This is a genomic window from Streptomyces sudanensis (assembly GCF_023614315.1).
In the GTDB taxonomy this organism is placed as follows: domain Bacteria; phylum Actinomycetota; class Actinomycetes; order Streptomycetales; family Streptomycetaceae; genus Streptomyces; species Streptomyces sudanensis.
Genome location: NZ_CP095474.1, coordinates 5,653 through 28,444, shown reverse-complemented (window position 1 = coordinate 28,444; position 22,792 = coordinate 5,653). Strand labels below are relative to the sequence as shown.

General features: G+C 72.6%; 19 protein-coding genes and 1 pseudogene. 7 read left to right on the top strand and 13 right to left on the bottom strand.

Annotated elements, in window-relative coordinates; all coding sequences use genetic code 11:
• A partial coding sequence (locus tag MW084_RS00130) for a HEAT repeat domain-containing protein (RefSeq protein ID WP_275563380.1) occupies positions 1-1,637 on the top strand: 1,637 nt, incomplete at its 5' end.
• Positions 1,638-2,157: 520 nt separating this feature from the next.
• Here the strand turns inward: MW084_RS00130 and MW084_RS00125 are convergent.
• Positions 2,158-2,553, bottom strand: a pseudogene (locus MW084_RS00125) (GNAT family N-acetyltransferase); the annotation flags it as partial.
• 311 nt (positions 2,554-2,864) lie between these two features.
• On the opposite strand from MW084_RS00125, the gene MW084_RS00120 reads away from it, so the two are divergent.
• The 4 genes from MW084_RS00120 (at position 2,865) to MW084_RS00105 (ending at position 6,778) form a co-directional block, all read left to right on the top strand.
• Positions 2,865-3,467 (top strand): helix-turn-helix domain-containing protein, encoded by a 603-nt coding sequence (locus MW084_RS00120; protein ID WP_010471577.1) that lies wholly within the window; start codon positions 2,865-2,867, stop codon positions 3,465-3,467.
• A gap of 25 nt (positions 3,468-3,492) precedes the next feature.
• Positions 3,493-5,598, top strand: coding sequence for a hypothetical protein (locus tag MW084_RS00115; RefSeq protein WP_010471575.1), 2,106 nt, complete (start codon positions 3,493-3,495; stop codon positions 5,596-5,598).
• Positions 5,598-6,320 carry a hypothetical protein gene (locus MW084_RS00110; protein ID WP_029553571.1) on the top strand — a complete coding sequence of 241 codons (723 nt, stop codon included), beginning with the start codon at positions 5,598-5,600 and terminating at the stop codon, positions 6,318-6,320. The genes MW084_RS00115 and MW084_RS00110 overlap by 1 nt, the downstream gene beginning before the upstream one ends.
• Positions 6,321-6,532: 212 nt before the next feature.
• Positions 6,533-6,778: a hypothetical protein gene (locus MW084_RS00105; protein ID WP_010471572.1), complete on the top strand. Its 246-nt coding sequence runs from the start codon at positions 6,533-6,535 to the stop codon at positions 6,776-6,778.
• A gap of 117 nt (positions 6,779-6,895) precedes the next feature.
• Here the strand turns inward: MW084_RS00105 and MW084_RS00100 are convergent, their stop codons facing one another.
• The 9 genes from MW084_RS00100 to MW084_RS00060 form a co-directional block, all read right to left on the bottom strand.
• Entirely contained in the window at positions 6,896-8,416 is a 1,521-nt protein-coding gene (locus tag MW084_RS00100) for a restriction endonuclease (protein ID WP_029553570.1), read from the bottom strand.
• Positions 8,417-8,822: 406 nt separating this feature from the next.
• Positions 8,823-10,361 (bottom strand): long-chain-fatty-acid--CoA ligase, encoded by a 1,539-nt coding sequence (locus MW084_RS00095; protein WP_029553569.1) that lies wholly within the window; start codon positions 10,359-10,361, stop codon positions 8,823-8,825.
• Positions 10,362-10,656: 295 nt separating this feature from the next.
• Positions 10,657-11,547, bottom strand: a complete 891-nt coding sequence (locus MW084_RS00090; RefSeq protein WP_010471564.1) for an alpha/beta hydrolase family protein — start codon at positions 11,545-11,547, stop codon at positions 10,657-10,659.
• On the bottom strand, positions 11,544-12,485 hold the full coding sequence (locus MW084_RS00085; protein ID WP_010471562.1) for a beta-ketoacyl-ACP synthase III: 942 nt from the start codon (positions 12,483-12,485) through the stop codon (positions 11,544-11,546). The genes MW084_RS00090 and MW084_RS00085 overlap by 4 nt, the downstream gene beginning before the upstream one ends.
• Entirely contained in the window at positions 12,482-13,291 is an 810-nt protein-coding gene (gene fabI / locus MW084_RS00080) for an enoyl-ACP reductase FabI (protein WP_010471561.1), read from the bottom strand. Before fabI ends, MW084_RS00085 begins: the two co-directional genes overlap by 4 nt.
• Positions 13,292-13,295: 4 nt before the next feature.
• Positions 13,296-14,525, bottom strand: a complete 1,230-nt coding sequence (locus tag MW084_RS00075; RefSeq protein ID WP_029553568.1) for a beta-ketoacyl-[acyl-carrier-protein] synthase family protein — start codon at positions 14,523-14,525, stop codon at positions 13,296-13,298.
• Entirely contained in the window at positions 14,518-14,763 is a 246-nt protein-coding gene (locus MW084_RS00070; RefSeq protein ID WP_010471556.1) for an acyl carrier protein, read from the bottom strand. The genes MW084_RS00075 and MW084_RS00070 overlap by 8 nt, the downstream gene beginning before the upstream one ends.
• A 64-nt stretch (positions 14,764-14,827) precedes the next feature.
• Positions 14,828-15,937 carry a radical SAM family protein gene (locus MW084_RS00065; RefSeq protein ID WP_010471555.1) on the bottom strand — a complete coding sequence of 370 codons (1,110 nt, stop codon included), beginning with the start codon at positions 15,935-15,937 and terminating at the stop codon, positions 14,828-14,830.
• Between the two features lie 84 nt (positions 15,938-16,021).
• Positions 16,022-16,741, bottom strand: a complete 720-nt coding sequence (locus tag MW084_RS00060) for a Phenylacetic acid catabolic protein (protein WP_010471553.1) — start codon at positions 16,739-16,741, stop codon at positions 16,022-16,024.
• A 546-nt stretch (positions 16,742-17,287) separates the two neighbouring features.
• On the opposite strand from MW084_RS00060, the gene MW084_RS00055 reads away from it, so the two are divergent.
• Positions 17,288-18,475 (top strand): aminotransferase-like domain-containing protein, encoded by a 1,188-nt coding sequence (locus tag MW084_RS00055; protein ID WP_029553567.1) that lies wholly within the window; start codon positions 17,288-17,290, stop codon positions 18,473-18,475.
• Between the two features lie 25 nt (positions 18,476-18,500).
• A complete protein-coding gene (locus MW084_RS00050) occupies positions 18,501-18,989 on the top strand; it encodes a PaaI family thioesterase (protein WP_010471550.1) in 489 nt (162 codons plus the stop codon).
• Positions 18,990-19,114: 125 nt separating this feature from the next.
• On the opposite strand, the gene MW084_RS00045 is transcribed toward MW084_RS00050, so the two are convergent.
• The 3 genes from MW084_RS00045 to MW084_RS00035 form a co-directional block, all read right to left on the bottom strand.
• Positions 19,115-19,906 (bottom strand): 3-hydroxybutyrate dehydrogenase, encoded by a 792-nt coding sequence (locus MW084_RS00045; protein WP_010471549.1) that lies wholly within the window; start codon positions 19,904-19,906, stop codon positions 19,115-19,117.
• Positions 19,907-20,040: 134 nt separating this feature from the next.
• Positions 20,041-21,459, bottom strand: coding sequence for a 3-hydroxybutyrate oligomer hydrolase family protein (locus tag MW084_RS00040; protein ID WP_010471548.1), 1,419 nt, complete (start codon positions 21,457-21,459; stop codon positions 20,041-20,043).
• A gap of 317 nt (positions 21,460-21,776) precedes the next feature.
• A complete protein-coding gene (locus MW084_RS00035; RefSeq protein ID WP_029553566.1) occupies positions 21,777-22,340 on the bottom strand; it encodes a DinB family protein in 564 nt (187 codons plus the stop codon).
• Positions 22,341-22,792: the final 452 nt, after the last annotated feature.

Here is a 22,792-nt window from a genome sequence, read left to right as displayed (position 1 = left end):
AGGCGTTTGAGGAGTTCTACGAGGAGGCCCATGACCAAGGAGCGGTCGATCCGTGCACTGCAGCGAGCCTGCCGTTCCTGTTCGGCATGGCCGACGATCCACTCACCCCCGACCGCGCCAAGATCGTCAGACTTCTCCTCAGCATCGGACGTGCAGCGCTGGACTATGACCCTGAGAACGTTTACTTCACGGTGAACGGAGTCGAGTCGAAGGCTCACGTCGAGATCACCGCTGCGATGCCCGAGCGGGTGGATGCCTTCGTCCGTCACGCGGCGGACCCGGACCCGCTGGTACGCCGTTCGGCGATCGAGGCCGTCGGTCTGTTCTCTGCCGACGGCGAACGTGCCGTCGACGTCCTGGACGGGTGTCTGTCGGCCGGGGACGGAATCGTGGAGCGGTTGCTGGTCGTCCGCACCATGGCGCGTCTGGCCCGCCGGCTGAGGGCGACCGGGCCGACCGTCATGGCTTGGCTGGACCAACTGATCGACGGCCGCGCGGGGCCTCACGCCGACACCCCGGTCCGGCTCGCGGCCCTCGCCCACCGGGCCCTGCTGGACCCGGACACCCCCGACCTCGTGCCCCGCGCAATCGCCCTTCTACGGGAGATCACCGTGACCCCGACCGCCGACAAGCCGTGCGACGGATGCCGGTGGTGCCGCTCGTGCTCATATGTCCGCGGCCGGGAGGCCACCCCTACAGTTCGTCCCACTCACCTGGCCGCCGACTTCTTCGATCCCGACCACATCTGGGAGGAATACTCCCCGATCAGCAGCGTCGTGCGCGCCCTCCACACCGCCTTGGACGACCGGATCCCGGACCGCACCGCCCTCCTCGTCGCACAGCTCACCAGCTCCGACGCTGCCACCCGTTACGACGCCATCGCCATGGCCAAGGATCTCCCCGGCTCCCTGCCCCGCCCGGTACTGACACGACTCCTCGACATGCTCCCCGACGACTTGGCCGCAGCTCAGATCATCAGCGGTGGATTCAGCCGATGGCAAGGCGGCCGACTCACCGTCGCCTCCGAGGACGTCGAGCTCCTCCTCGACGCCCTTGCCGACCACATGGCGGGCCTGCGCACCGCACACGGCCCCGACGTCTGGGCCGCCGACAATCCTCTCATCCGCCAGGCCTACCAGGAGGCGGTCATGACCCTGGCCGACCATCGCGACCCCCGCGCCCTTCCCGACCTGATCCGCTCCCTGGAAACCCGCGTGGACGACTGGCGGGTCCTCTACGGCGTCGGCGGCTACCCCCAGGCCGCCGGCCGGCTCGTCCCTCTGCTGGCCGATGGCCTGCGGGATATCGATCCGGACCGCCCGCAGGCACCCATCCCCGGGAGCCTCTACCTGTCCTGCCTGGCCGAACTGAAGGACCCCATCGCCATACCCGTGATCGCCGACACCCTCATATGGGCCGGCCGACACCAGAGCTGGACCATGGTGACCTCCGCCCTCGACGCCCTCGCCGCCTACGGACCTGCGGCACAACCCACCCACGCCCTCGTCCGGCCCCTGACCGGCGTTCCCAACGACGCGGTGCGCACCGCGGCCCGAGCCGCGCTCGACGCGTTCACCGCACGACAGGAACCTCAGCCCGCCCGGTCCGGCGATTACGGGCAGGAGCCGCCCCACTGATCCCCTCCACCTTGCCCCCGCGCGGCGCTCGGGGCCAGTTACCGACCATCCAAGTTGTCCCTCCGGACCATCTGTCGTGCTCAGCCACAGGCACGGGCAAGCCGGGCTGTACCGATACCCCGCTCAGCTCGCCAAACCGAACGCTCAGTCACTCCCCGGCATTGGAGCTGCCGGAGGCCAGACGTTCGCATGTGATCACACCGGACACAGCAAGATCATCTCATTTGTGACCAACAGTTACGGGACACCCCATCCCCGAGCCGGCTTTGTTCACCGGTTTCGGCAGCGGTCGTCCATCGCTTCGGGAGATGCCCGGTTCGCGATGTGTTCGATGTTCGTGGGAAGCGACAGCATCCGCATACGCTGACGAGCACATTGCCGCTCCGGGCCGACCCTACGGGCCACCGGATGCTCCACGGTGTGGAGGGTCGGAATCGGTGGGCGAGCGGGCGCGTCGAGCTCGACGGAGCGGCCCCCCGGGTGGTTTCGGTGGGGTTGAGGGCCGGAAGGCGGGTGGGTCTCAGTCCTGGCGGCCGACCGTCGGCATGGCCGTCGGGTGCCACTCACCGCGGAGCAGGCCGAAGACCCAGGAGTCGCAGACGACGCCGTTGACGACGTAGCTCTCGCGGAGGGCGCCTTCGCGGACGAAGCCGAGCTTCTCCAGAACCCGGGCGGACGCCGCGTTGCGGGTGTCGGTCTCGGCCTGGACGCGGTTCGGGTCCAGGGTGTCGAACGCCCACCGCAGGACGGCGTGCGCGGTCTCCGTGGTGTAGCCGTGGCCCCATGCGGCGGTGTCGAAGAGGTAGCCCAGGGACGCGCTGCGGAAGTCCGGGTTCCAGCCGGTCAGGCCGCACCAGCCGATGAACGCGCCGTCGGAGGCGCGGTCGACGACCACCCGCGCTCCCGTGCCTTCCTCACCCCCGGCGTCACTGACATCGCCGGGCTCACCTCGATTGGAGCACTGCGGGGTTCTCCCACTGGCCGTTGCCGCGGAGAATGACGGCACGGCGTGCTTCCGAGACGCGGATCGGCGCGTTGTTCGTCTTGCGACGGTGGCCTCGCGCCTTGAGCCTCTCCCGACACCGGCCCGCTGCACCAGCCTACCGAGGCGCAGACCCCCACAGGCCGCACGCCTGTCCGCCCGCGCTCTTTGGTGCCCTTTCGCATCCATTGCTAAAGTCGCGCCCAATCAGATAACAGAGTCCGCAACGACAGAGAGGGGGGAGCGTGCTGCTGACGACCGGACAAGCAGCGCAGGAACTCGGCTGCGCCGTCACGACATTCCGGCGCCTCATCCATGCCGACCTGCTCCCCGGGCTCTCCCGCCGCGGCGTGCGCGTCATGGTCCCTCTCAGCGTCGTGCAGGCTCTCAGCGCGCGCCGACAGGCCCCGGTTCACCAGCTTGAATCCCCAGAGGTCGCCGTCCTGCGCGTCGACTCCGCCCAGCCCGCCGCCGATACCGACCGGGACTGGATCGGCTTCGCCGCCGCGCTCGGCCCCGACCACCTTGTCAAGGCACTGCGCGGCTGGTGGCGGTGTGACGCGGCGAGCGTCGCAGCCGGCGGGGTTCTGCCGGTCACCTTGTCGGGCTACGTGGTGGCCGTGCTGACCGGCCTGGAGCGGTGGGAGAAGAACTCCGAGGGCAGACACGCCTTTCCCGAGGCGCGCCTCGCGGGCTACGTGACCGACCTTGCCACCCCGCAGACAGTGATCACCTCTGGTCTCGACGGCGACCGCCGGCTTGCCGAGCTGCTCCTGGGCACGCGGCTCGCTTCCCACTCGGGCGGCGCCATCGCCTACGTCACCACGAACACCGCTACTGCTGGCTGAAGCCGCTTCGGACAAGGAAGTCCAGATGGACGCACAGAGCTACAACGCAGCGCTGGCCGATCTGCGCGGCGTGCGGGACCAGATCAAGAAGATGCGGGCCGCGCTTTTGAAGCTGGAAGCGGACCGGGACAAACGGATCGCCCAACTGGCCTCCTACGAGAAGGCCAAAGCGGAGCGGATCGCCCCGGCGGCCGGACTGAGCGTGGCCGACATTGTCGCCCTCGCCCCCGGCCTGGCCCCCGACAGCCTCGCCGTACAGCAGGCCCCGCGGTCGCCTGCACCGGAGCCGTCCCCTGCGAAGGCTCCTTCCGCGGCCACGGTGTCCCCGCCGACGCAGGCACAGGCCGCTCCCGGTCCCACAACGACCCCTGCTTCCGAAGGCACCGCTGCCCCCGGGGAGGCGCACACCGTGCCTTCGGAGCCGCCCGCAGCACCCTCGAAGGTGCAGCGGGAGCTCCCGTCGATCCCGGCCGGTTCCCACGGTGACGCCTGGTTCACTCACACCGCCGGTCTGCTCTCCACCAGGCCGAACTTCACCCAGCAGGCGCGCTCCACGGTCTTCCTGGACGCCACCACAGGGGTCCTGGTCCACCGCAGCCAGACCCACCGTCTCGACCTCGCCGGCCGGTCGGCCGCCGACATCCTCACCGCCGTCTTCCACACCGTCCCCGAGGGCGTGGAACGCATCTACATCACCGCAGGCGACCCCTGGCACCGGGACGCCGACCGCCACCCCTACCTGCGTGACGCGGTCGCCGCCTGGCTGAACGCCCCGATCCCGGGATGGCGCACCGACACCGGCCGCGGCCGCGACCGGATGGCCGGACACTTCGTCCACGCCCGCAACCCCGTCGGCCGCTACCAATCCGCCAGTGGCGACCACCACGTGGAGATCCGCTCCGTCGGGGAGTGGTTCGACACCGACGGCGACGACCCCCACACCGTTCGCGACGCGTTCGTACTGTTATGGCAGGCGCTGCGCCGCCACTGGGACGACGCGGTCATCATGGGCTCCCCCTCACAGACCGGCCGCGACCTGTGGACGCGCACCATCCCCACCCGTGGCCAGCACGCCGACGGCTTCCCCGTCCTGTCGGAGGAACTGCGCGGCCTGCTCCACGCCACAGCCGGACAAGGCCGCAACGAACTGCTCACCCCGCCCCGAGTTCCCGAGCAGTTGCCCCAACTCGTCGAGTACGACCGCACCTTCGCCTACGCCAAGCACACCTGGAAATCCCCCATCGGCACACCCCGCCGCGTCACCGCCCACTCCTTCGCCGCCTGGAGCGAGAAGGAACAGATGCGGGCCCTGTACGGGTGCGGGCACTGGCACGTGCGCGTCACCGTCCCCGACACCTGGAACCACGTCGGTCTCCTCCCCGCACCCGCCCCCGGAGACCGCGCCTGGCACTACCCCGCTCGGCCCGGAACCATCTTCACCACCTGGGCCGGCGGACCCGAAATCCACACCGCCCTGACCAACCCCCTGACCCCGTGGAAGATCGAAATCCTCGACGGCATCCTGTGGGAGGACGGCAAACCCCTGGACGACTGGGCCAAAAAGCTCAAGGAGACCTGGACCGACCTCTCCGCGCAGGCCCGCTTCCAGGGCGACCCCCAGCAGGCCCGCGCCGCCCACCTCGCCTCCCGGGCCGTGCGCTCCATCCTGCTCTACGGCATCGGCTCCTTCGCCCAGCGCCCCCGCATGGTCACCGGCACCACCCTCCGCACCATGGAACGCGACGTACCGCCGGACGCCGAAATCATCGGCTTCGACAACGAACTGATCACCTGGCAGAAACCGACCGGCTTCACCCGCGACCCCAACGCCCACCCGGAATGGGCCGCCGCGATCTGGTCCGCCGCCCGCGCCGCCCTGCTCACCCAACGCCACCGCGACGAGGACACCTACGCCGGAGCCCTGCACACCGAGCCCGGCACCGTCGTCGCCTTCCGCACCGACGCCCTCTACCTCACCCGGTCCCACCACTGGCCCTACCACCACCAGCCCGGCGACTACCTCCTCAAGGGACACCTCCCCGGCCCCGTCGCCGCTCCCGCCACGGAAGAAGAACTCCTCGCCCTGCGGGATGCCGGACGAGCCGCCCTCACCGTCCGCCAGGGGGGCTGATGCCGCCCCGCTCCCGCCGCGACCAGCCAAGGACACCGGACCGGTTGAACGAGGCGGCCCGCCTCGCCGACCGGCTGCAACAGGCCGGCTACACCAAACGGGACATCGCCCGCATCATCGACCGCGACCCGTCCCTGGTCTCGCAGTTCTACACCAGGAACAAAGGCGCAGCCTTCGTCCCCGCCCTCCAGCAGGTCCTGACCGCCGTCGAGACCGGCGGCATCACCGACCTCCCCGAACTCACCGCCCTCGCCGCCCGCCACACCCAGCGCCGCACCACCGCCTCCGGCGCCCGGGCCCGGGTGCGCACCAAGGCCGTCCTGATCACCCCCACCGGCTCCGGCACCGGCCGCGTCGGCGCCCAGGCCATCGCCTCCGGCTCCGCCCGCCTGCGCCCCCTGATCGCCGAAGCGGCCCGCCGGGGCCTGCGCCTGGCCTTCACCGTCCGCCTCGCCAAGACCGGCTACCTGCACCCCTCGGGTGCTCGCACCGACTCACCCGGCATCCGCCGCGACGTGATCCAGCGCGCCGACCACACCGAGGAACGCTCCTACGGCTCTGCCCAGACCGGCGGCTTCGACGCCGCCGACTTCGCCCGCCGCGTCGACGCTGCCGGCGGAGACGTCACCGCCGCCGTCCGTCACTGGTTGGTTGAGACCGGACGCATCCGGGAAGACGCGCATATCCTCCACCTCGAAGTGCGCACCTGGCGCCGGCGCTGACCACATGCCCGAACGGCAAAGCACAACGACAGTGCTGTCCGCGCACGCAACGCCCTCCTCGAGCGTGACCGTACCGCGGCTGAGGCGATTCGGGACATCGTGCTGGCGGCCTGTCAGCGCCTACCGCCGACAGGCCGAATGAGGCGGCCTTTACGCCGCACCGGGGGCAACAGGGCAGCTGCCGGTCCCGCCAGGCCGCCGAGGTCGAGCTGGTGGCGAGCGCGGGCGACAGCGACGCAGGCGAGGCGGGCGTCGGTGCCAGTGATCGGCTCGGGAACGGGACGGCCCTGGCTGTCGCGCTGGTCACTGTCCTGGCCGCCCGCCTCGAAGAGGTCGTCGCCGCCAACACCCGCCTGCACATCATGTCCGAAGGCCGCTGCACCCTCTCCCACTCCGACCACCAAGCCGCCCGCGGTGCCCGCTCCGGCCTCGGTCTGGAAAACACCGACTGGCCCTGACGTGGCGGCTGGGGCGACCGCACGTCGGGCTCGATGTCGCTCCGGCCCGTCGGGATGAAGTGACCGTTGCGGGCGTCCGCCCGGGCACGGCACAGCCGGCCCGTCGGCCGCTTCGTCTCAGGTGAGGTCTCGGGCTTCCCAACCGGGCGGAACTTTGGGCAGTCCGATCAGCGCGTCGATCCCCAGGTGCTCCAGGAGCAGGGACTTGAGGCCGCGGCCGTCGATGAGTTCCATGCGGCCGGTGCGGTAGGCGAAGTCCTTGCTGGTCCTTCCGAACCAGCCGGTGGTGACGAGGATGCCCTTGGCTGCGGCCTTGTCGTGCATGACACCGGCGAGCGCGCGTACTGCTTCGGCGGGGACGGCGTTCTTGGTGCGCTTCGCCTGGATGATGCACAGGCCGCCGGTGATCGGGTCCTCGTTGGTGGCGACCGCGTCCACGCCGTCGTCGCGGGAGGCTTGTGTCACCCACGCCTTGAGGCCGATCGCCTCGAACAGGCGCCTGATGAGGTGCTCGAACTCGATGGGGTCGAGCGCCACCAGGTCCGGTCGGCTGTCCAGTCCCGCGACGACGTCGACCTCCGGGGCGAGCTTGTACTTGCCGAGGTCGAAGGTGACCACAGGGCGCACCGGTTCGAGGTCGTAGGGGTGTGCGGAGACGATGGCGTTCAGGTGGTGCAGGCAGGCGACCGGATCCAGTTCGGGCTCGTCCAGTACCAGGTCGTCGAAGGTTCCCCGCGTGCTCCGAAGGCTGACGAGGCAGGGGCGGATCGGCTTGCCGGTGGCCTTGTCCTTACTGCGGACATGACCGTTGAAGGCGACGACGTCCACGAGGGCGGGAGGTGCGACGGCGAAGGCGTCGCCGATGGCACGCAGGGCCATCCGCGCCACGAGCGCTTGGTACAGAGCCTTTGTCTCGGCCGGCTTTCGGGGCTGGGGCACGACTCCTCCCGGGGCGGGCGACGCCCGGTAGCGGTAGCCGGCGGCGGCGGGAACCACGTCCTGCCCCGGCAGGTCGAGTTCCAGCATCAGCTCCCGGGTCTCCGGGACGAACGCGAGACGCAGCGCGCCACGCAGCCCTTCGGGGTGGTCCACCTGAGCGAGGGCCCTCTCCAGGACGGCCACCAAACCGTCTGCCCCTTCGTCGGCAAACGCGGCCTCAGCGGGAAGGCGGTGCGCGTGAAGGCCGCCTGCGCGCCGGTGGAGGATCGTCTCCAACTGCTCCAGACGGTCCAGGACGCCACGGGTGCGCCGCTCGGCTTCCGTACGCGCAGCCTCCACGGCCCGTACCTTGGCCGCCTTCTCGGTTTCCCTCGCCGCTCGTTCCCCGGCCTTCCGGCGCTGCGCCGCTGCCCGGTCGCGCTCAGTCTGCCGACGCTCCAGGTCCCGTACGACCTGTTCCGCCTTGCGGGCGCGGTCCGCCTGCTCCTTCTCGGCAGCCTTGCGCGCTTGCTCCCAGGCCCGGGCCTGCTCTCTGGCCGCCTGCGCCTCGGCGCGCTCCTGCCGCTGCCGCTCCTGTTCCGCCGCCCGCGCCCGCCGTAACTCCTCCTGCTGCTGCCGCTTCCGTTCGGCCGCCTTCTCCTTCTGGCGCTGCTGGTACGCGGACAGCAGCTGACCCGCCAGAGACCTCTTGCGCGCCACATCCCCTCCCACAGCCCGATTCCGCCGTACAACGCTGCCCATCGGCGGAGACCCGCAACCCTTGTGGGACCTTCGGCCGGCGTTCGTCCGGGCGCTCCGCGCCCGTCGGTGCGGATCCGTTGTCACGGCTACGGTGAGCCGGCCGGGGCGCGGGTGAGGAACCCGCGCCCCGGGACAACACGTTCGACACGAGTCCGGACGGGCGGCTCGGCAACGAACGGTCCCGGTGCTGGTTCGGTGCCGGCCTCGGAGGGCCGGCGGGGAGGAAACCCCAGGCCGTGGCCCTGATCGGATGAGTCGTCGTACCACTCGACGGTGGTGCCGGTGGGGCCGGCGGCGACGATGCGCCTGAGGCCGGACGGGGCCGGCGGTGCCGGCCCCGCCCCCCGTCCGCGGCCCGGGTGCCTCAGTCGGCGCCGGGCCCGGGCGCGAGCCGGACGATCTCCCGCTTCAGGACCTTGCCCGTGGGGCCCTTCGGCAGGTGGTCGGTGATCCACACGATGCGCGGGTACTTGAAGGGCGCGACCCGCTCGCGGACGAAGGCGAGCAGCTCCTGCGCCGTGGCCGACGCCCCGTCGCGCAGCACCACGGCGGCGGCGACCTCCTGGCCGTGGATCTCGTGCGGTACCCCGACGACGGCCGCCTCGGCGACCGCCGGATGGGCGTGGAGGACCTCCTCCACCTCGCGCGGGTAGACGTTGAGGCCGCCGCGGATGACGAGGTCCTTGATGCGGTCCACGATCCGGAAGTCCCCCCGCGCGTCCCGGGTGCCGAGGTCGCCGGTGTGCAGCCAGCCGTCCCGCACGGCCTCGGCGGTCGCCCGCGGGCGCCGCCAGTAGCCCCGCATGACGTTGTGCCCGCGGATGACGATCTCGCCCACCTCGCCGTCGGGCAGTTCCCTGCCCGCACGGTCGACGACGCGCATCTCGACGCCGTCGAGGGGGATGCCGACCGTGCCGGCGACGCGCTCGCGGTCGATGCGGTTCACGCAGGCGAGGGGCGACGACTCCGACAGCCCGTACCCCTCCAGCACGGCGCAGGCGAACGTCCCCTCGAACGCGCGCAGCACCTCCACGGGCAGCGGGGAACCGCCGCACAGGCCGACACGCAGGGTGGAGAGGTCGCGCGGCTCGTACCCGGGGCTCCGCGCCAGCCGCAGCATCAGCATGTACATCGTCGGGACGCCCAGGAAGACGGTCACCCGGTCCCGTTCGATCACGGAGAGGGCGTCCGCCGGCGTGAAGCGGGGCAGCAGGGTCAGGCAGGCGCCCACCGACACGGCGCAGTTCAGCCCCATGACCTGCCCGAAGGAGTGGAAGAGCGGCAGCCCGCCGAAGACGACGTCGGCGGGGCCCAGGCGGAGTACGCGCGCCCCCTCCTCGACGTTGCGGCGCAGGTTGCGGTGGGTGAGTTCGGCGCCCTTGGGACGGCCGGTGGTTCCGGACGTGTAGAGGACGACGGCGGAGTCGGCCGGTGAGCGCGGCTCGTCGCGGGCCGGCGGACGGCAGCCCCGCAGGCCGTCGAGGAAGGCCTCCGGTTCGACCACGAGACACGGGGTTCCGGCCCGGCGGGCGCCCTCCACCGCCTCCCGCGAGTCCTGGTGCCAGGTCAGGAGGAGGGCGGCCCCGGCGTCGCTCAGGCAGTGCTCCACCTCCCCGGCCTTCAGCAGGGGGTTGAGGGGCACGATGATCGCCCCGGCGCGCAGGACGCCGTAGTACAGCACCGCGAAGACGGGACTGTTCGGGAGGAGGAGGGCGACGCGGTCCCCGGGCGCCGTGCCCAGGGAGCGGAGCCGGGCGGCGGCCAGGGAGCTGAGGCCGTCCAACTCGGCGAACGTCAGTTCGTCGGCGCCCAGCCGCAGGGCCGGGCGATCGGGGTGCGCGGCGGCGCTGCGGGCCAGCAGGGCCGGCACGGTTCCGGGGTCGTACGAGGGCACGGGACACATCGGGGATCCTCCGGTACGGCGGGTCGGCGAGGAGGGGGCGTCGGAGGCCGGGGCCGGCCGCGGTCACCGGCGGGCCGTCACCGGCCGCGGGCCGTGCGGCGGGCGGAAGCGGACACCGGGGAGGCCCGGGCGCCCGCCCGGCGGCGGACACCGAGGACGCCGGCGCCGCCCGTCCCCGGAGCCGTGCCCGCGCGCCGACCCCTCCGGGACCTCACCGCCCGCCGCCGAGGGCCGACGCGCGGACGGCTCCCCCGCCGCCGGGCGGGCGGACCGGCGGCGGGGGCCCGCCCGGCACTCAGGCCGCCCGCCCGGAGGCGGTGACCCGCGCCGTCCAGGCCCCGACACGCCCGACGAGGCCGCCGTGGTGCCGTATCCAGCGGAAGTGGCCCAGCGGACGGCCGTCCGCGTCGGCGCGCGCGTAGTGGAGGCGTTCGACGCGGGCGGCGGGCAGCTTGGCGCACAGGTGGTCCACGGCCGCCGGCGGCGCCATGGTGTCGTCCTCGACGTCGACGGCGAGGACGGGCAGGGCCACCGCCCGCAGCGCCCGCTCGTAGTCGGCCCGCGCCCCCGGCACGACGTAGCGTCCGGTGCGCACCTGGCGCGCCCAGTCCCGCATGAGCCGCGCCGGCTCCCGCCCGCCGAACCCGAACCGGTCCCCGGGCCAGTACCCGAGCACCCCGGCCGCCACGGCGCCGAGCTGACTGCGCACCAGCCAGCGTGCCCCGTTCCGCCCCAGCGCCCGGTACCAGGCGGAACCACTGGCGACGAGCACGACGCCGGCGAGGCGCGGCGGCTGGAACAGCCCGCAGTGCACCAGCCCCAGCTGCCCGCCCAGGCTGTGCCCGACCAGCAGCCGCGAAGCCGTGGGATAGGCGGCGCCGACGATGTCGAGCACGGCCCCGATGTCGTGCTCGACGATCTCCCGGTAGCCGAAACGGACACCGCGCGTCGGCGCGGGCACGCTCTCACCCTGCCCGCGCAGGTCCGTCGTCACGACCGTCATGCCCTGCCGGTGCAGTGCCCGCACGAACGGGAGGTAGGTGCGCGCCGGCGTCCCCATGGCGGGCAGCAGGACGGCGACGGGGGCGGCGGCGTCGTCCCGCGCCTGCACCCGCACGGTGAGGCGTGCCCCGTCGGGCGCCGTGATCTCGCCCAGCAGCGGCAGGCGCGGACGCCCGGCGCTCATCCCAGCCGCCAGCCGAGCACCCCGGCACCCCAGGTGAGGCCCGCGCCGAAGGCGGCCACGCCCAGCACACCGGACGGCCCCAGCCGGCCCTCCTCCAGCGCGTGGGCCAGGGCGATGGGGATGGACGCCGACGAGGTGTTGGCCACCCGGTCGACGTTGAGGAACAGGCGCTCGGGCGGCACCCCGACCTCCTTGCCCACGGCCCTCACGATGCGGGCGTTGGCCTGGTGGGCGACGAAGAGGTCGATGTCGTCGCAGGCCAGCCCGCTTCGTTCCAGCACCCGCCGGGCCGCGTCGCTCATCTTCTCCACCGCGTGCACGAAGATCTCCGGCCCGTCCATGCGGAGCTTGCGGTCGTGGCGGTCGGCGAAGAGCAGCCCGACGTGCTCGCCGTCGGAGGCCAGGTGGAACGCGGGCGCGACCGGGGCGTCCGGGAGGTCGGTGAGGACGACGGCACCGGCGCCGTCCCCGAGGAGGACGGCCGTCGACCGGTCCGCGGTGTCGGTGATGCGGGTCAGCGCCTCCGCCCCGCAGACGAGGACGGCCTTCGCCCGCCCGGACTCGATGAGGGCCACCCCGTGGTCCAGGGCGTACACGAATCCGGCACAGGCCGCGTGCAGGTCGAAGGCGGCGGCCTGCCGCGTGCCCAGCCGCGCGGCCACCTCCACCGCCAGCCCGGGCGTCGTCCGGTCCGGGGTGGTCGTCGCGACGACGACGTGCCCCAGGTCGGCGGCGTCCCGCCCGGCCTGCCGGAGCGCCGTCCGGGCGGCGGTGACGGCGAGGTCGGCCAGCCGGCCGTCCTCGGGCAGGAAGTGCCGCCGCCTGATCCCCGTCCGCCGGACGATCCACTCGTCGGACGAACCGATCGCCTCGAAGTGACTGTTCGGCACGACGCGTTCGGGCAGCGCGGCCCCGACACCGGTGACCACCGCCGTCATCGCGCGCCCCCCTGCGGACGGGTCCGGTCCCCCACGCCCATGCGGACGGCGTGCATGCCGCCGTCGGCGTGCACGATCTCACCGGTGACGGCGGAGGCGAGGTCGGAGAGCAGGAACAGGACGGGCCCGGTCAGGCGCCGCACGTCCGCGCGGTCCCAGCCGAGCGGCGCCTCCCGCTCCCAGCGGTCGGCGATCGCGTCGAAGGTGCTGATGGCGGACCCCGCGACCGTCTCGACGGGCCCGGCGGCGACGAGGTTCACGCGGATGCCGCTGCCACCGAGGTACAGGGCGAGGTAGCGGCAGACGGCACCGAGCGCGGCCTTGCCGACGCCCATCCAGTCGTAGCCGGGCCAGGCGCCGGAGGAGTCGAAGTCCAGCCCCACGACGCTGCCCCGGCTCTCCGCCAGCAGCGGGGCCAGGGCGGTGGTGAGCCCGTGCAGGGACACGGCCGCCGTGTGCAGGGCGTGGGTGGCGCTCTCCACGGGAGTGGTGAGGAAGTTGCCGCTCAGCGCGGACTGCGGGGCGGCGGCGATCGCGTGCAGGACGCCGTCGACCGAGCCCCACCTGTCCCCGAGGTCCCCGGCCAGCCGGACGAGATCACCCGGCCGGGTGACATCGAGTTCCAGGACGTCGGTGGGGCGCGGCAACCCGGCCGCCGCGGCCTCGGTGATCCGCCGCGTACGGCCGAATCCGGTCAGCAGGACCTCCGCGCCCGCCTCCTGGAGGGCCTCGGCGGTGTGCCAGGCGATGGAGCCGTCGTTGAGGACCCCGGTCACCAGGTAGCGGCGTCCTTCGAAACCGAGCATCGTGCTACGGCCTTTCGTCGGTCGAGGAGGCGGAGAGCACGAGCGCCGCGTTGTGGCCGCCGAAACCGAACGACGTCGACAGGCCCACCCGCGCCCGCCCGCCGGGCAGCTCACGCGCCGTCCGGATCAGGTCCAGCCTGCCGAGCCGCTCGTCCGGCCGCCGCAGGCCGGCGGTCGGGGGCGCGACACCGCGGCGCAGCGCCTGCAGCGTGGCGACGGCCTCCACCGCCCCGGCCGCGCCGAAGAGGTGCCCCAGACCGCCCTTGCTGGACGACATCGGGACCCGGGCCAGTACGGCGCCGCCGAGGGCGAGGCGCAGGGCGTCGCACTCCGACCGGTCGTTGAGGGGAGTACCGGTGCCGTGGGCGTTCACGTAGTCCAGCTCGCCGGGGTCCGTCCCGGCCTGGCGCAGGGCCCGGACGACGGCCTCGGCCGCCGGGCCGCCGCCGGGGTCGGGAGCGGTGAGGTGATGGGCGTCGGAGGTGGCGCCGTAGCCGCGCACGGCGCCGAGGACCCCGGCCCCGCGCCGGGTGGCGCCGCGGGCCGTCTCCAGCACCAGGACGCCCGCGCCCTCCCCGATGACGAAGCCGTCCCGGTCGGTGTCGAACGGCAGGCAGCGGCCGGTGGGGGAGAGCGCCCCGGCGTTGCGGAAGGCGGCGCTGACGAGTTCCGACGTCGACGCCTCCGCCCCGCCCACCACGACGGCGTCCGCCGCGCCCGCGGCCAGCAGCCGCAGTCCCGCGCCGATGGCCTGCGCCCCGCTGCTGCACGCGGAGGCCACACACAGCGACTCGCCTCTGAACCCGTACCGCATCGACAGGTGCGACGCGGCGGCGTTGGCCATCATCTGCGGCACCATCAGCGCCGAGACGTACTCGGCGCCCTGCTCCGCGAGGACCGGGCCCTGCGCCTCGAAGCTGGCCGTGCCGCCGAGCCCGCAGCCGATGACACAGGCGACGCGCGCGGCGTCGTACGGGAGGGCGCCGGGGGTCCAGCCGGCCCGCGCCACCGCTTCGTCCGCCGCCACCAGGGCGAACTGCGTGAAGCGGTCGGTACGGCGCACGAGGTGGCGGGGGAGGTGGTCGGCGGCGCGGAAGCCGCGGCAGTGGCCGCGCCCGCCGTGCAGTGCGCTCTCCCCGGCGACGGCCCGCTCGTGCAGCGTGTCGGCGCCGACGCCGAGCGGGGTGACCGCGCCGAAGCCCGTCACCACCGCGCCCGTCGCCGCGTCACTCAAGTCCGGCCCTCTCACGGCAGAGCTCGAAGACCTGGCCGACGGTGTCGAGGCCGTCGAAGTCCTTCGGCTTCACCGGGATCCCCAGGTCCCTCTTGATCGTCTGTGCCAGTTCGACCATGTCGAGCGAGTCGATCTCCAGGTCGTCGAGTGCGGCGTCCGGGACGATGTCCGCCTCGTCGACGCCGAGTTCCACCAGGGCGTCATGGACGAACTTCTCGATCGCTGCGCGGTCGGGCATGGGTGTTCCGCCTTCCTCGTACGGGGNNNNGGGGNGGGGGGCGCAGGCCCGCGGTCNNNGGGNNCTACGCCGCCCCGGCGGCGTGGAACGGCGACCAGCGCCACTGCCGCCAGTAGCTCTCCGCGATGTCCAGCCACTCCTCCAGCCGTTCCGTGCTGTCCAGGAACCGGTTGGCGCTGACCACCAGCCAGCTGTAGACGGCCTGGCTGTCCCGGCAGCCGCCGCAGTCGCCGGAGGTGCAGCAGAACTGCAGCGACTCGTAGTCGGCGCCCCAGGCGGCGAAACCGGGGATCACCGGATTGCCGTTGGCGACGCGCTCCTCGTGGTCCGGATGGTCCACGCTCAGGCTCGGGCAGACGTCGTAGCCGAAGCGGGCGCCCCAGTGGGAGGTGCCGGTGACGAGGGCGCGGATGAAGTACGGATGGCTCACCACCGCCTGCGGGTACAGTTCCTTGACCCGCAGCGCCTCCTCCAGCACCCGGCGCTCGTTCTCGATCCGCAGCGGGTGGTCGGAGCCGTGCTCGCTGTAGAAGTTGAACGTGACGATGTTGCCGTTGTCCGCGATCTTCCGGACCGTCGGCTCCAGATGGGGCAGTCCGGCCTCGGAGAGCGCGAAGATGAACAGCACCCGGGGGTCGTCGCGGTAATGGGACAGCGCCGTGTCGAACAGGCCGGTGAACTTCGACCCGTTGACGCGGATGGCGCGCAGGTCGTCGTCGAGCGGCCCGCCGCCGAAGACGCTGACGGCGACCGCGATGTGCTCGAAGCCCTGCACGGGCATCGGCCGCAGCCCGTTGGTGGAGACGGTGATGTAGGGGAGTTCCTCGACGAACGCCTCCACGCGGCGCAGGACCAGCGTGGGTTCACCGCCGATCAGTGTCGCCTGGTTGACCCCGTCGTCACGCAGCCTCCGCGCGAACGCCTTGATCTTGCCGATGTCGGACAGTTCCCTGACCGCCGTGTCGAAGCCGCCCTCGAAGTACCAGCAGCCCTTGCAGCGGATGTTGCACGTGTTGGTCAGGTGGACCTCGCACGAGCGGACGGTGCGTCCGAGCCGGCGCAGGCGGTGCAGCCGGTCGGCCAGGTCCGGCCGCTTCGCCAGCAGGGCCGCCGTGCGCTCCTTGGCCTCCCTGCGGGTGAGGGGGCGCCTGCCTATCGTGACGGGTGTCGCCATGGGGGTGTGCTCCTCGTCCTCGGAATCGTCCGAACCCGCTGCCGCGGTCGCTTCCGGCGCCTGTCGCTCCGGGCGCTTCCCGCCCTACTCGGGAACCTTCAGCCCCAGGTTCCTGATGCGCGGCGTCACCTTCTCCCGCCAGACGTCGCGCGCCTGGCCGTTCGTCGTCTGCCGCAGCCCGTAGCGGACGGCCATGCGGGAACGCTCGGACCTCGAACTGCCGAAGATGCGCTCGAAACCGGGCCACAGCCGGTCCAGCGCCCGCTGCAGTTCCTCGCGGCCCTCACCCGTCGCGGCCAGGGTGCGGCAGATCCGCGCCCCGTGCGCGATGTGGACCTTCTCGTCGAGGATGATGGTGCGCACGGCCTCCGCCCACGGCTTGTAGCTGCTCCGGGCGAATTCGGAGATCATCACCATCGCCGTCTCCTCACCGACGTAGGAGAAGACGCCGCGCTCGGCCCAGGTGGTGCACTCGTGGAACTCGTGGCCCGCGAAGAGCTTCCGCTCGGCGAGCGTCTGCTTCTCCAGGTAGGTCGTGTCGACGCCGATGTCGGCGAGGACGCGCTTTCCGATCTTGTAGTGGTCGTACTCCTCGACCGCCCTTTCCGCGCAGACCTGCCGCTCCTCGGCGTTCGGCGCCAGCGGCAGGAAGACCTGTACGTAGTCGTCGCCGCCCGAGAGTTCGCCCTCGGTGTTGACGAGCATTCCCCGGATGGCGATCTCCCGGTAGTCCTCGGGCATCGCGAGGAATTCCCCGGGAGTCCGGACCACGACCACCTCGTCGCTCGGAATGGTGGATGACATGCGCGTTTCCGCCCCTCGCTCGCCCGTCGGACCCGGACGCGCCGGGTCGCCGGATTCGGTGGAGAAAAGCATGGACGGGGATTCCGCGCGGCCCGAACGGAATCATTTGTTCCGGTCCCGGGTTTCCGTACCGCCGGCCGATGCCTTTGTTCCGACAGGTCGAGCCGACGATAGACACACCGGGACGCCCGATCAACGGACGGCTCTCGGTCGCGGTGGCCGGTACGTTTCCGAAGAATGCCCGGATCCCGTCCCGTTCCGCCCCGCAAACGCAAAAGGCGATCACCTCGCCCCTCGCGGAACGCGCCCCGCCCGTCACCTCCCACCTGCGAAGCGCCCCCGCCGCCGCGAGCCGCCGCGCACGCCCGGGCCGCCTCGCCGAAAACAAGTCAGGAGTTCCCGCGCGCAATCCCCCGCACCGGGCCGCGCCCCCCGAATAACGGACCGGGGGAAAACCGGAGCGGACGGGACCGGACGGCCCCGCGCAATGGCCCCGGTCCGTGTTCACGGCCTGGACAGCCACCTGGGCCTCTATATGCTTGCCGCATGAGGCATCCGGTTCCCCCGCCCGCAGTCGCTTCCCGTCTGGCCAACGTCGCTTCCTCGCCGGTCCGGGACATCCTCTCGCTCACCGCGCGCCCCGAAGTGATCTCCTTCGCAGGGGGACTTCCGGCTCCGGAGCTGTTCGACACGGACGGCCTCAGGGCCGCCTTCGACCGCGTACTGGCCGACGCCCCCGGCCGGGCCCTCCAGTACTCCACCACCGAGGGCGACGCCGACCTGCGCGAGGCCGTCGCACAGCGCCTCACGGCACGCGCACTGCCGACCGGCGCCGACGACCTGATGATCACGACGGGCTCGCAGCAGGCCCTCACCCTCATCACCACGGCCACCCTGGAACCCGGCGACATCGTGCTCGTCGAGGACCCCTGCTACCTGGCCGCCCTCCAGACCTTCGGCTTCGCCGGCGCCCGCGTCGTCCCCGTCCCCACCGACGACGACGGCATCATCCCCGAGGCACTGGACGAGATCGCCGCACGCGAACCGGCCAAGCTGCTGTACCTGGTCCCCACCTTCCAGAACCCCACCGGCCGCACGCTCCCGGCCGCGCGGCGCGCCGCCGTCGCCGAAGCCGCCGCCCGGCACGGCTTCTGGATCGTCGAGGACGACCCCTACGGCGAGCTCCGCTACGAGGGCGAGCAGGTGCCCTGGATCGCCGCGTCCCCCGCCGCGTCCGACCGCACCATCGTCCTCGGCTCCTTCTCCAAGATCATGGCCCCGGGCCTGCGCCTGGGCTACCTGCGGGCCCCCGCGGCCATCCGCCGGTCCTGCGTCCTCGCCAAACAGGCCGCCGACCTGCACACCTCCACCGTCGACCAGGCCGCGGCCGCCCGTTACCTGCGCGACAGCGACCTGGACGCCCACATCCGGACCATCTGCGACGCCTACCGGGAACGCCGCGACGCCCTCCTCGCCGGCCTGTCCACCGCCCTGCCCTTCGGCAGCCGCTGGAACCGCCCGGCGGGCGGCATGTTCGTCTGGGTCGCCCTGCCCGAGGGACACGACGCCACCCGGCTCCTCCACGTCGCCATCAGGCACGAGGTGGCCTACGTCCCCGGAGCGCCGTTCTTCGCCGGCACCCCGGACCCGGCCGCGCTGCGCCTGTCCTTCACCACCCACTCCCCCGAGGAGATCACCGAGGGCCTGCGCCGGCTGGCCAAGGCCTTCGCGTGACCCGCGCCCCCCGGAAGGGACCCCCATGCCCGTCGAGTCGGCCGTTCCGGTCGACGGCGCCCCGATGACCCCGGCCGCGCTCAACGAGATGATCGCGCGGGACTTCGAGGACTACGCCGCCTGCCGCGTCACCGAGGCCACCCGCACCCACCTCACCATGGAGGCCGACGGCACCCGCCTCCGCCTCCGGCCCGGTGGCACCGTCTCCGGCCCCGAACAGGCCGCTCTCGTGGACCTGGCCGCCTTCCTCCTCGTCAACGCCCGCCTGGGGAGCCCCACCCTCATGGCCCTGACCAGCTCCCTCCAGATCAGCTACCTCAGCCGTCCCCGCCCCGGCCTGCTCCGCACGCACACGAGGATGGCCAAGTTCGGCAGGAGCCTGTGCGTCGTCCTCGCGGAACTCCGCGACAGTGCCGACACCCTGGCCGCCACCGCGACGGTCACCTACTCCGTACCCCCGGCGGTCCGCGGGCCCGGCACGCGGAGGGACGACGACGCCGTGGGCGCCCGGTAGGGGCCGGGAGCGACGCGGAGGGCCTGCGGGGACCGCACCTCGTCCTCATGGAGCCGCCTCCCCTCCCTGACCTGCTGTCAGGGAGGGGAGGCGGTGACGGTGTCCTGGCGGCGGGTGGGGGTGGCTCAGTTGGCGGTCCAGCCGCCGTCGAGCGGCAGGGAGGCACCGGTGAGGTAGCCGGAGTGGGGGCCGCACAGCCAGAGGACGGCCGCGGCGACCTCCTCGGTCTCCAGGAGGCGTTTGACCGCGGAGCGGGCGAGCATGACGCCGTGGAGTACGTCGCTTTCGTCGATGCCGTGGAGGGCGGCCTGGTCCCGCACCTGGCCTTCGACGAGCGGGGTGCGGACGTACCCGGGGTTGACGCAGTTGCTGGTCACTCCGTGGGGGGCGCCTTCGAGTGCGGCGACCTTGCTCAGCCCTTCCAGGGCGTGTTTGGCGGCGACGTAGGCGGACTTGTAGGGGCTGGCCCGTAGCCCGTGGACGCTGGAGATGTTGACGACGCGGCCCCAGCCGCGGGCGTACATGTGCGGCAGGACCCGGCGCATCAGCAGGAACGGAGCGGTGACCATCACCCGCTGGATCAGGTCGAAGCGTTCCGGGGGGAACTCCGTGAGCGGGGCCACGTGCTGCAGGCCGGCGTTGTTGACCAGGATGTCGACCCCGGCCGGAAGGAGGTCGATGGCGGCCGGGTCCGCGAGGTCGGCCACGTGGGCGGTGCCCCCGGCGGCCTGCGCGGCGGTCCGGGCCGCCTCGGCGTCCCGGTCGACCACGTGCACGGCGGCTCCGGCCCGCGCCAGAGCGAGCACACAGGCCCGGCCGATGCCGCCGCCGCCACCGGTCACCAGGGCCGTGCGCCCGCTCAGGTCGACCGTACCGGCCGCCGGCGGGAGGGCCGGGCAGGGGGAGGTGTTCGTCATGGCGGGAACCCTAGGGAGCCCTCCCCGGTACGCCCCATGGCGGGGACCGCCACAAAGCGCCCCCGCACCGTGGCGGCCCCCACCACCGGTCCGGCGGGCGGGCACGGGGCCCGCGCCCGCCCGCCGGGTGTCCGTCACCCGCCGAGCGGGCAGCGGTTCACCAGCGCCGCCGCGTCCGCCCCGGCGGGCAGCGGGACGGTCTTCGATGCGGGCGGCAGGACCCCCGCGGAGAGCCACCGTTCGAGCGCGGCGAAGCCGCTGCGGTGGCAGGGGGCGAGCGGTCGCAGCCGGTCGGGGAAGACGTCGAACAGCGAGTCGGTGTGGGTGCCGCCCTCGACACGGTAGTAGCGGTGCAAATGGTCCCGGCCGGCTTTGTGCACCATGCGGGCGTACACGTCGGAGTCCCGGCTGATCGGCAGCAGGACGTCCAGGGTGCCGTGCAGGGTGATCAGCGGTTTGCCGATCCGTCCGGTGAGGGCGATCTTCTGCACGGCCTGCCGGACTTCAGCGGGGCGCGCCGCATAGTCGTAGTCGGCGTCGCAGGCGGGCGTACCCGTCGTGCAGTACGGGGTGCCGGCCTCCGTCGCGCCGTCGAACCCGGGGTCGATCTCCTCCCGGTAGATGCGCTGGGTCAGGTCCCAGTAGATCCTGTGGTGGTGGGCCCACAGGAACTCCGATCCGGCGGGGAACCCGGCGGCGTGCAGGGCCCGCTGCGCCTCGCGCGCGCCGTCACCCCCTGCGGCGTACACGGGGTGGGCGCGCAGCGCCTTCGGCAGGAAGTCCAGCAGGGTGGGGCCGTCGGCCCGCCACAGCGTGCCCTCCCAGTCGACGCCCCCGTCGTAGAGCTCCGGGTGGTTCTCCAACTGCCAGCGCACCAGGTACCCGCCGTTCGACAACCCGGTGGCGAGGGTGCGCGAGGGGGGCCGGTGGTAGTACTGCGCCACCGTGGCGCGGGCTGCCCTGGTGAGCTGGGTGAGGCGGTGGTTCCACTCGGCGATGGCGTCGCCGGGGGCGTGGCCGTCCCGGTGGAAGGCGAGGCCGGTGTTGCCCTTGTCCGTGGCCGCGTAGGCGTATCCGCGGGCCAGTACCCAGTCGGCGACGGCCCGGTCGTTGGCGTACTGCTCGCGGTTGCCGGGGGTGCCCGCGACCACGAGGCCGCCGTTCCAGCGGTCGGGGAGGCGGATGACGAACTGGGAGTCGTGGTTCCAGCCGTGGTTGCTGTTGGTGGCGGAGGTATCGGGGAAGTAACCGTCGATCTGGCCGCCGGGGACCCCGGTGGGGACGGGCAGGCCCCTGGGCGTCAGACCGGCCCAGTCCGCCGGGTCGGTGTGCCCGGAGGCGGTCGTGCCCGCCGTGGTCAGCTCCTCCAGGCAGGCCGCCCGCTGGTGTTCGGCACCCGGCACCCGTACGTTCCCCAGGCGGGCGCAGGAGCCCGCCGGGTCCTGGGGGGCGGCCGCGGCGGGTGCGGAGGCGAGGACGAGGGCGGCCAGGGCGAGGGCGGCGGGAGCCCCTCGCCGCCGAAAGCGCGGTGCGGAGCCGAGGAAGGGACGCATCAGGGTGCCTCCGGGATCGGGTCGGGTACGGGGGGACCGCGGGAGGTTACGACGCCCCGTCCGCCCCGGAGAACGGGTGCGCCGACCACCGTCCCGGGCTGGGTGGTGGCCGGGAACACCACCTCCGCCCCACCGCCGGAGCGGCGCCCACGCCTGTGTCCCGGGCTCTGGCGGGCCGTATGGGTTCAGTGTCCGTTTGCGAGCTGGACATGACATGACTATCTGCGGTGCCTGGGTGTTTGCCCAGCCCAGAATTCGAACGGCGGGGTTTGGGCGGCGGGGCGGCCGGCCGGCTGCTGCCTGGCACCGTACCCGGCTCATGTCCGGCGTGGTGCGGCTTCGTCCTGCCGGCGGTAGAGGTCGCGCAGCAGGGAGATCTCGGCGCCGTGATGGATCAGCTCCCTGTTGACGTGCAGGATCCTGTTCTCCATGGGAAACCGCTCGGAACCCCTCGTGGGCGGATTGTCCAGGTCGGTGTCCGAGAGTTCGCGGACCCCCGCGTTCCATCTCCCGTACATCTCATCGAGCTGTTCCAGCGCCTCGTCGGCGGTCCCCGCGTAGGCGAACGTCTGGGAGTCGACGTCCTGGCCGCCGAAATACCATCCGACCCGGTAGCCCAGGCACGAGACGATGATGTGCGCCAGCCGCCAGGCAATCGTGGTCACCGGCGCCGGCTGCGGACCAGGGGACGTACAGTCCATCGTCCACTTCCCCGAGCCTGCCGAGATCGGTGCGGCCGACGTGCCGCGTGGGCGGATGCTCCAGCAGCCGCGCACCGGCTCCCAGAAGTACTCCTCGTCGGTAAGACCGTCCAGCCGTGGCCGCAGGTTCTTGCGCCAGTACCAGTCCAGCTGCTCCGCGAGTCGCTCGCTTCGTGTCATTGCCGCACACTACGGGTTCGTCGAGCAGGGCGTGCCGGCCTGGTGGTCGCAGGACGGCTCCGGTTGTGCCGTCCGGCAGCACGACCTGGGGTCTTCGGGCAGCGGGACACCGGTCTGGGTGGTGCCGGTTGCGCTGATGAGGTCGTCGTGGCGGCGCGGGAATGGGCGGGCCTCTTGGGGTCCCGGTGACCTTTTGGTGGCACTGACGGCGGTCGGTGCCGATCGGATCAGCCGCGGTGGGCCTCGCGAGAGGCCAGCTGTCCGCTCCTGCGGGAGCTTCCGGCGGGTGATGCGCCTGGTCATCAGGGACCGCGGCCCGATGGTGCTTCTCGGCCCTGGCTTGGTGGTGGGTGGGTGTTTGTTGGTTTGCGGCCTTCCGGGTGTTTGTCGGGGTGGGGTGTGTTTGTTGGTCCCTTGCGGGGNNNGCNNCNGGCGACNNGCNNCNTNTNGNT

Coding starts and splice junctions, on each gene's coding strand:
- MW084_RS00050 (WP_010471550.1), top strand. CDS start 18,501: ATGCCCGTCGAGTCGGCCGTTCCGGTCGACGGCGCCCCGATGACCCCG.
- fabI (WP_010471561.1), bottom strand. CDS start 13,291: ATGCTCGGTTTCGAAGGACGCCGCTACCTGGTGACCGGGGTCCTCAAC.
- MW084_RS00085 (WP_010471562.1), bottom strand. CDS start 12,485: ATGACGGCGGTGGTCACCGGTGTCGGGGCCGCGCTGCCCGAACGCGTC.
- MW084_RS00115 (WP_010471575.1), top strand. CDS start 3,493: ATGGACGCACAGAGCTACAACGCAGCGCTGGCCGATCTGCGCGGCGTG.
- MW084_RS00110 (WP_029553571.1), top strand. CDS start 5,598: ATGCCGCCCCGCTCCCGCCGCGACCAGCCAAGGACACCGGACCGGTTG.
- MW084_RS00070 (WP_010471556.1), bottom strand. CDS start 14,763: ATGCCCGACCGCGCAGCGATCGAGAAGTTCGTCCATGACGCCCTGGTG.
- MW084_RS00065 (WP_010471555.1), bottom strand. CDS start 15,937: ATGGCGACACCCGTCACGATAGGCAGGCGCCCCCTCACCCGCAGGGAG.
- MW084_RS00040 (WP_010471548.1), bottom strand. CDS start 21,459: ATGCGTCCCTTCCTCGGCTCCGCACCGCGCTTTCGGCGGCGAGGGGCT.
- MW084_RS00060 (WP_010471553.1), bottom strand. CDS start 16,741: ATGTCATCCACCATTCCGAGCGACGAGGTGGTCGTGGTCCGGACTCCC.
- MW084_RS00035 (WP_029553566.1), bottom strand. CDS start 22,340: ATGACACGAAGCGAGCGACTCGCGGAGCAGCTGGACTGGTACTGGCGC.
- MW084_RS00045 (WP_010471549.1), bottom strand. CDS start 19,906: ATGACGAACACCTCCCCCTGCCCGGCCCTCCCGCCGGCGGCCGGTACG.
- MW084_RS00055 (WP_029553567.1), top strand. CDS start 17,288: ATGAGGCATCCGGTTCCCCCGCCCGCAGTCGCTTCCCGTCTGGCCAAC.
- MW084_RS00090 (WP_010471564.1), bottom strand. CDS start 11,547: ATGAGCGCCGGGCGTCCGCGCCTGCCGCTGCTGGGCGAGATCACGGCG.
- MW084_RS00095 (WP_029553569.1), bottom strand. CDS start 10,361: ATGTGTCCCGTGCCCTCGTACGACCCCGGAACCGTGCCGGCCCTGCTG.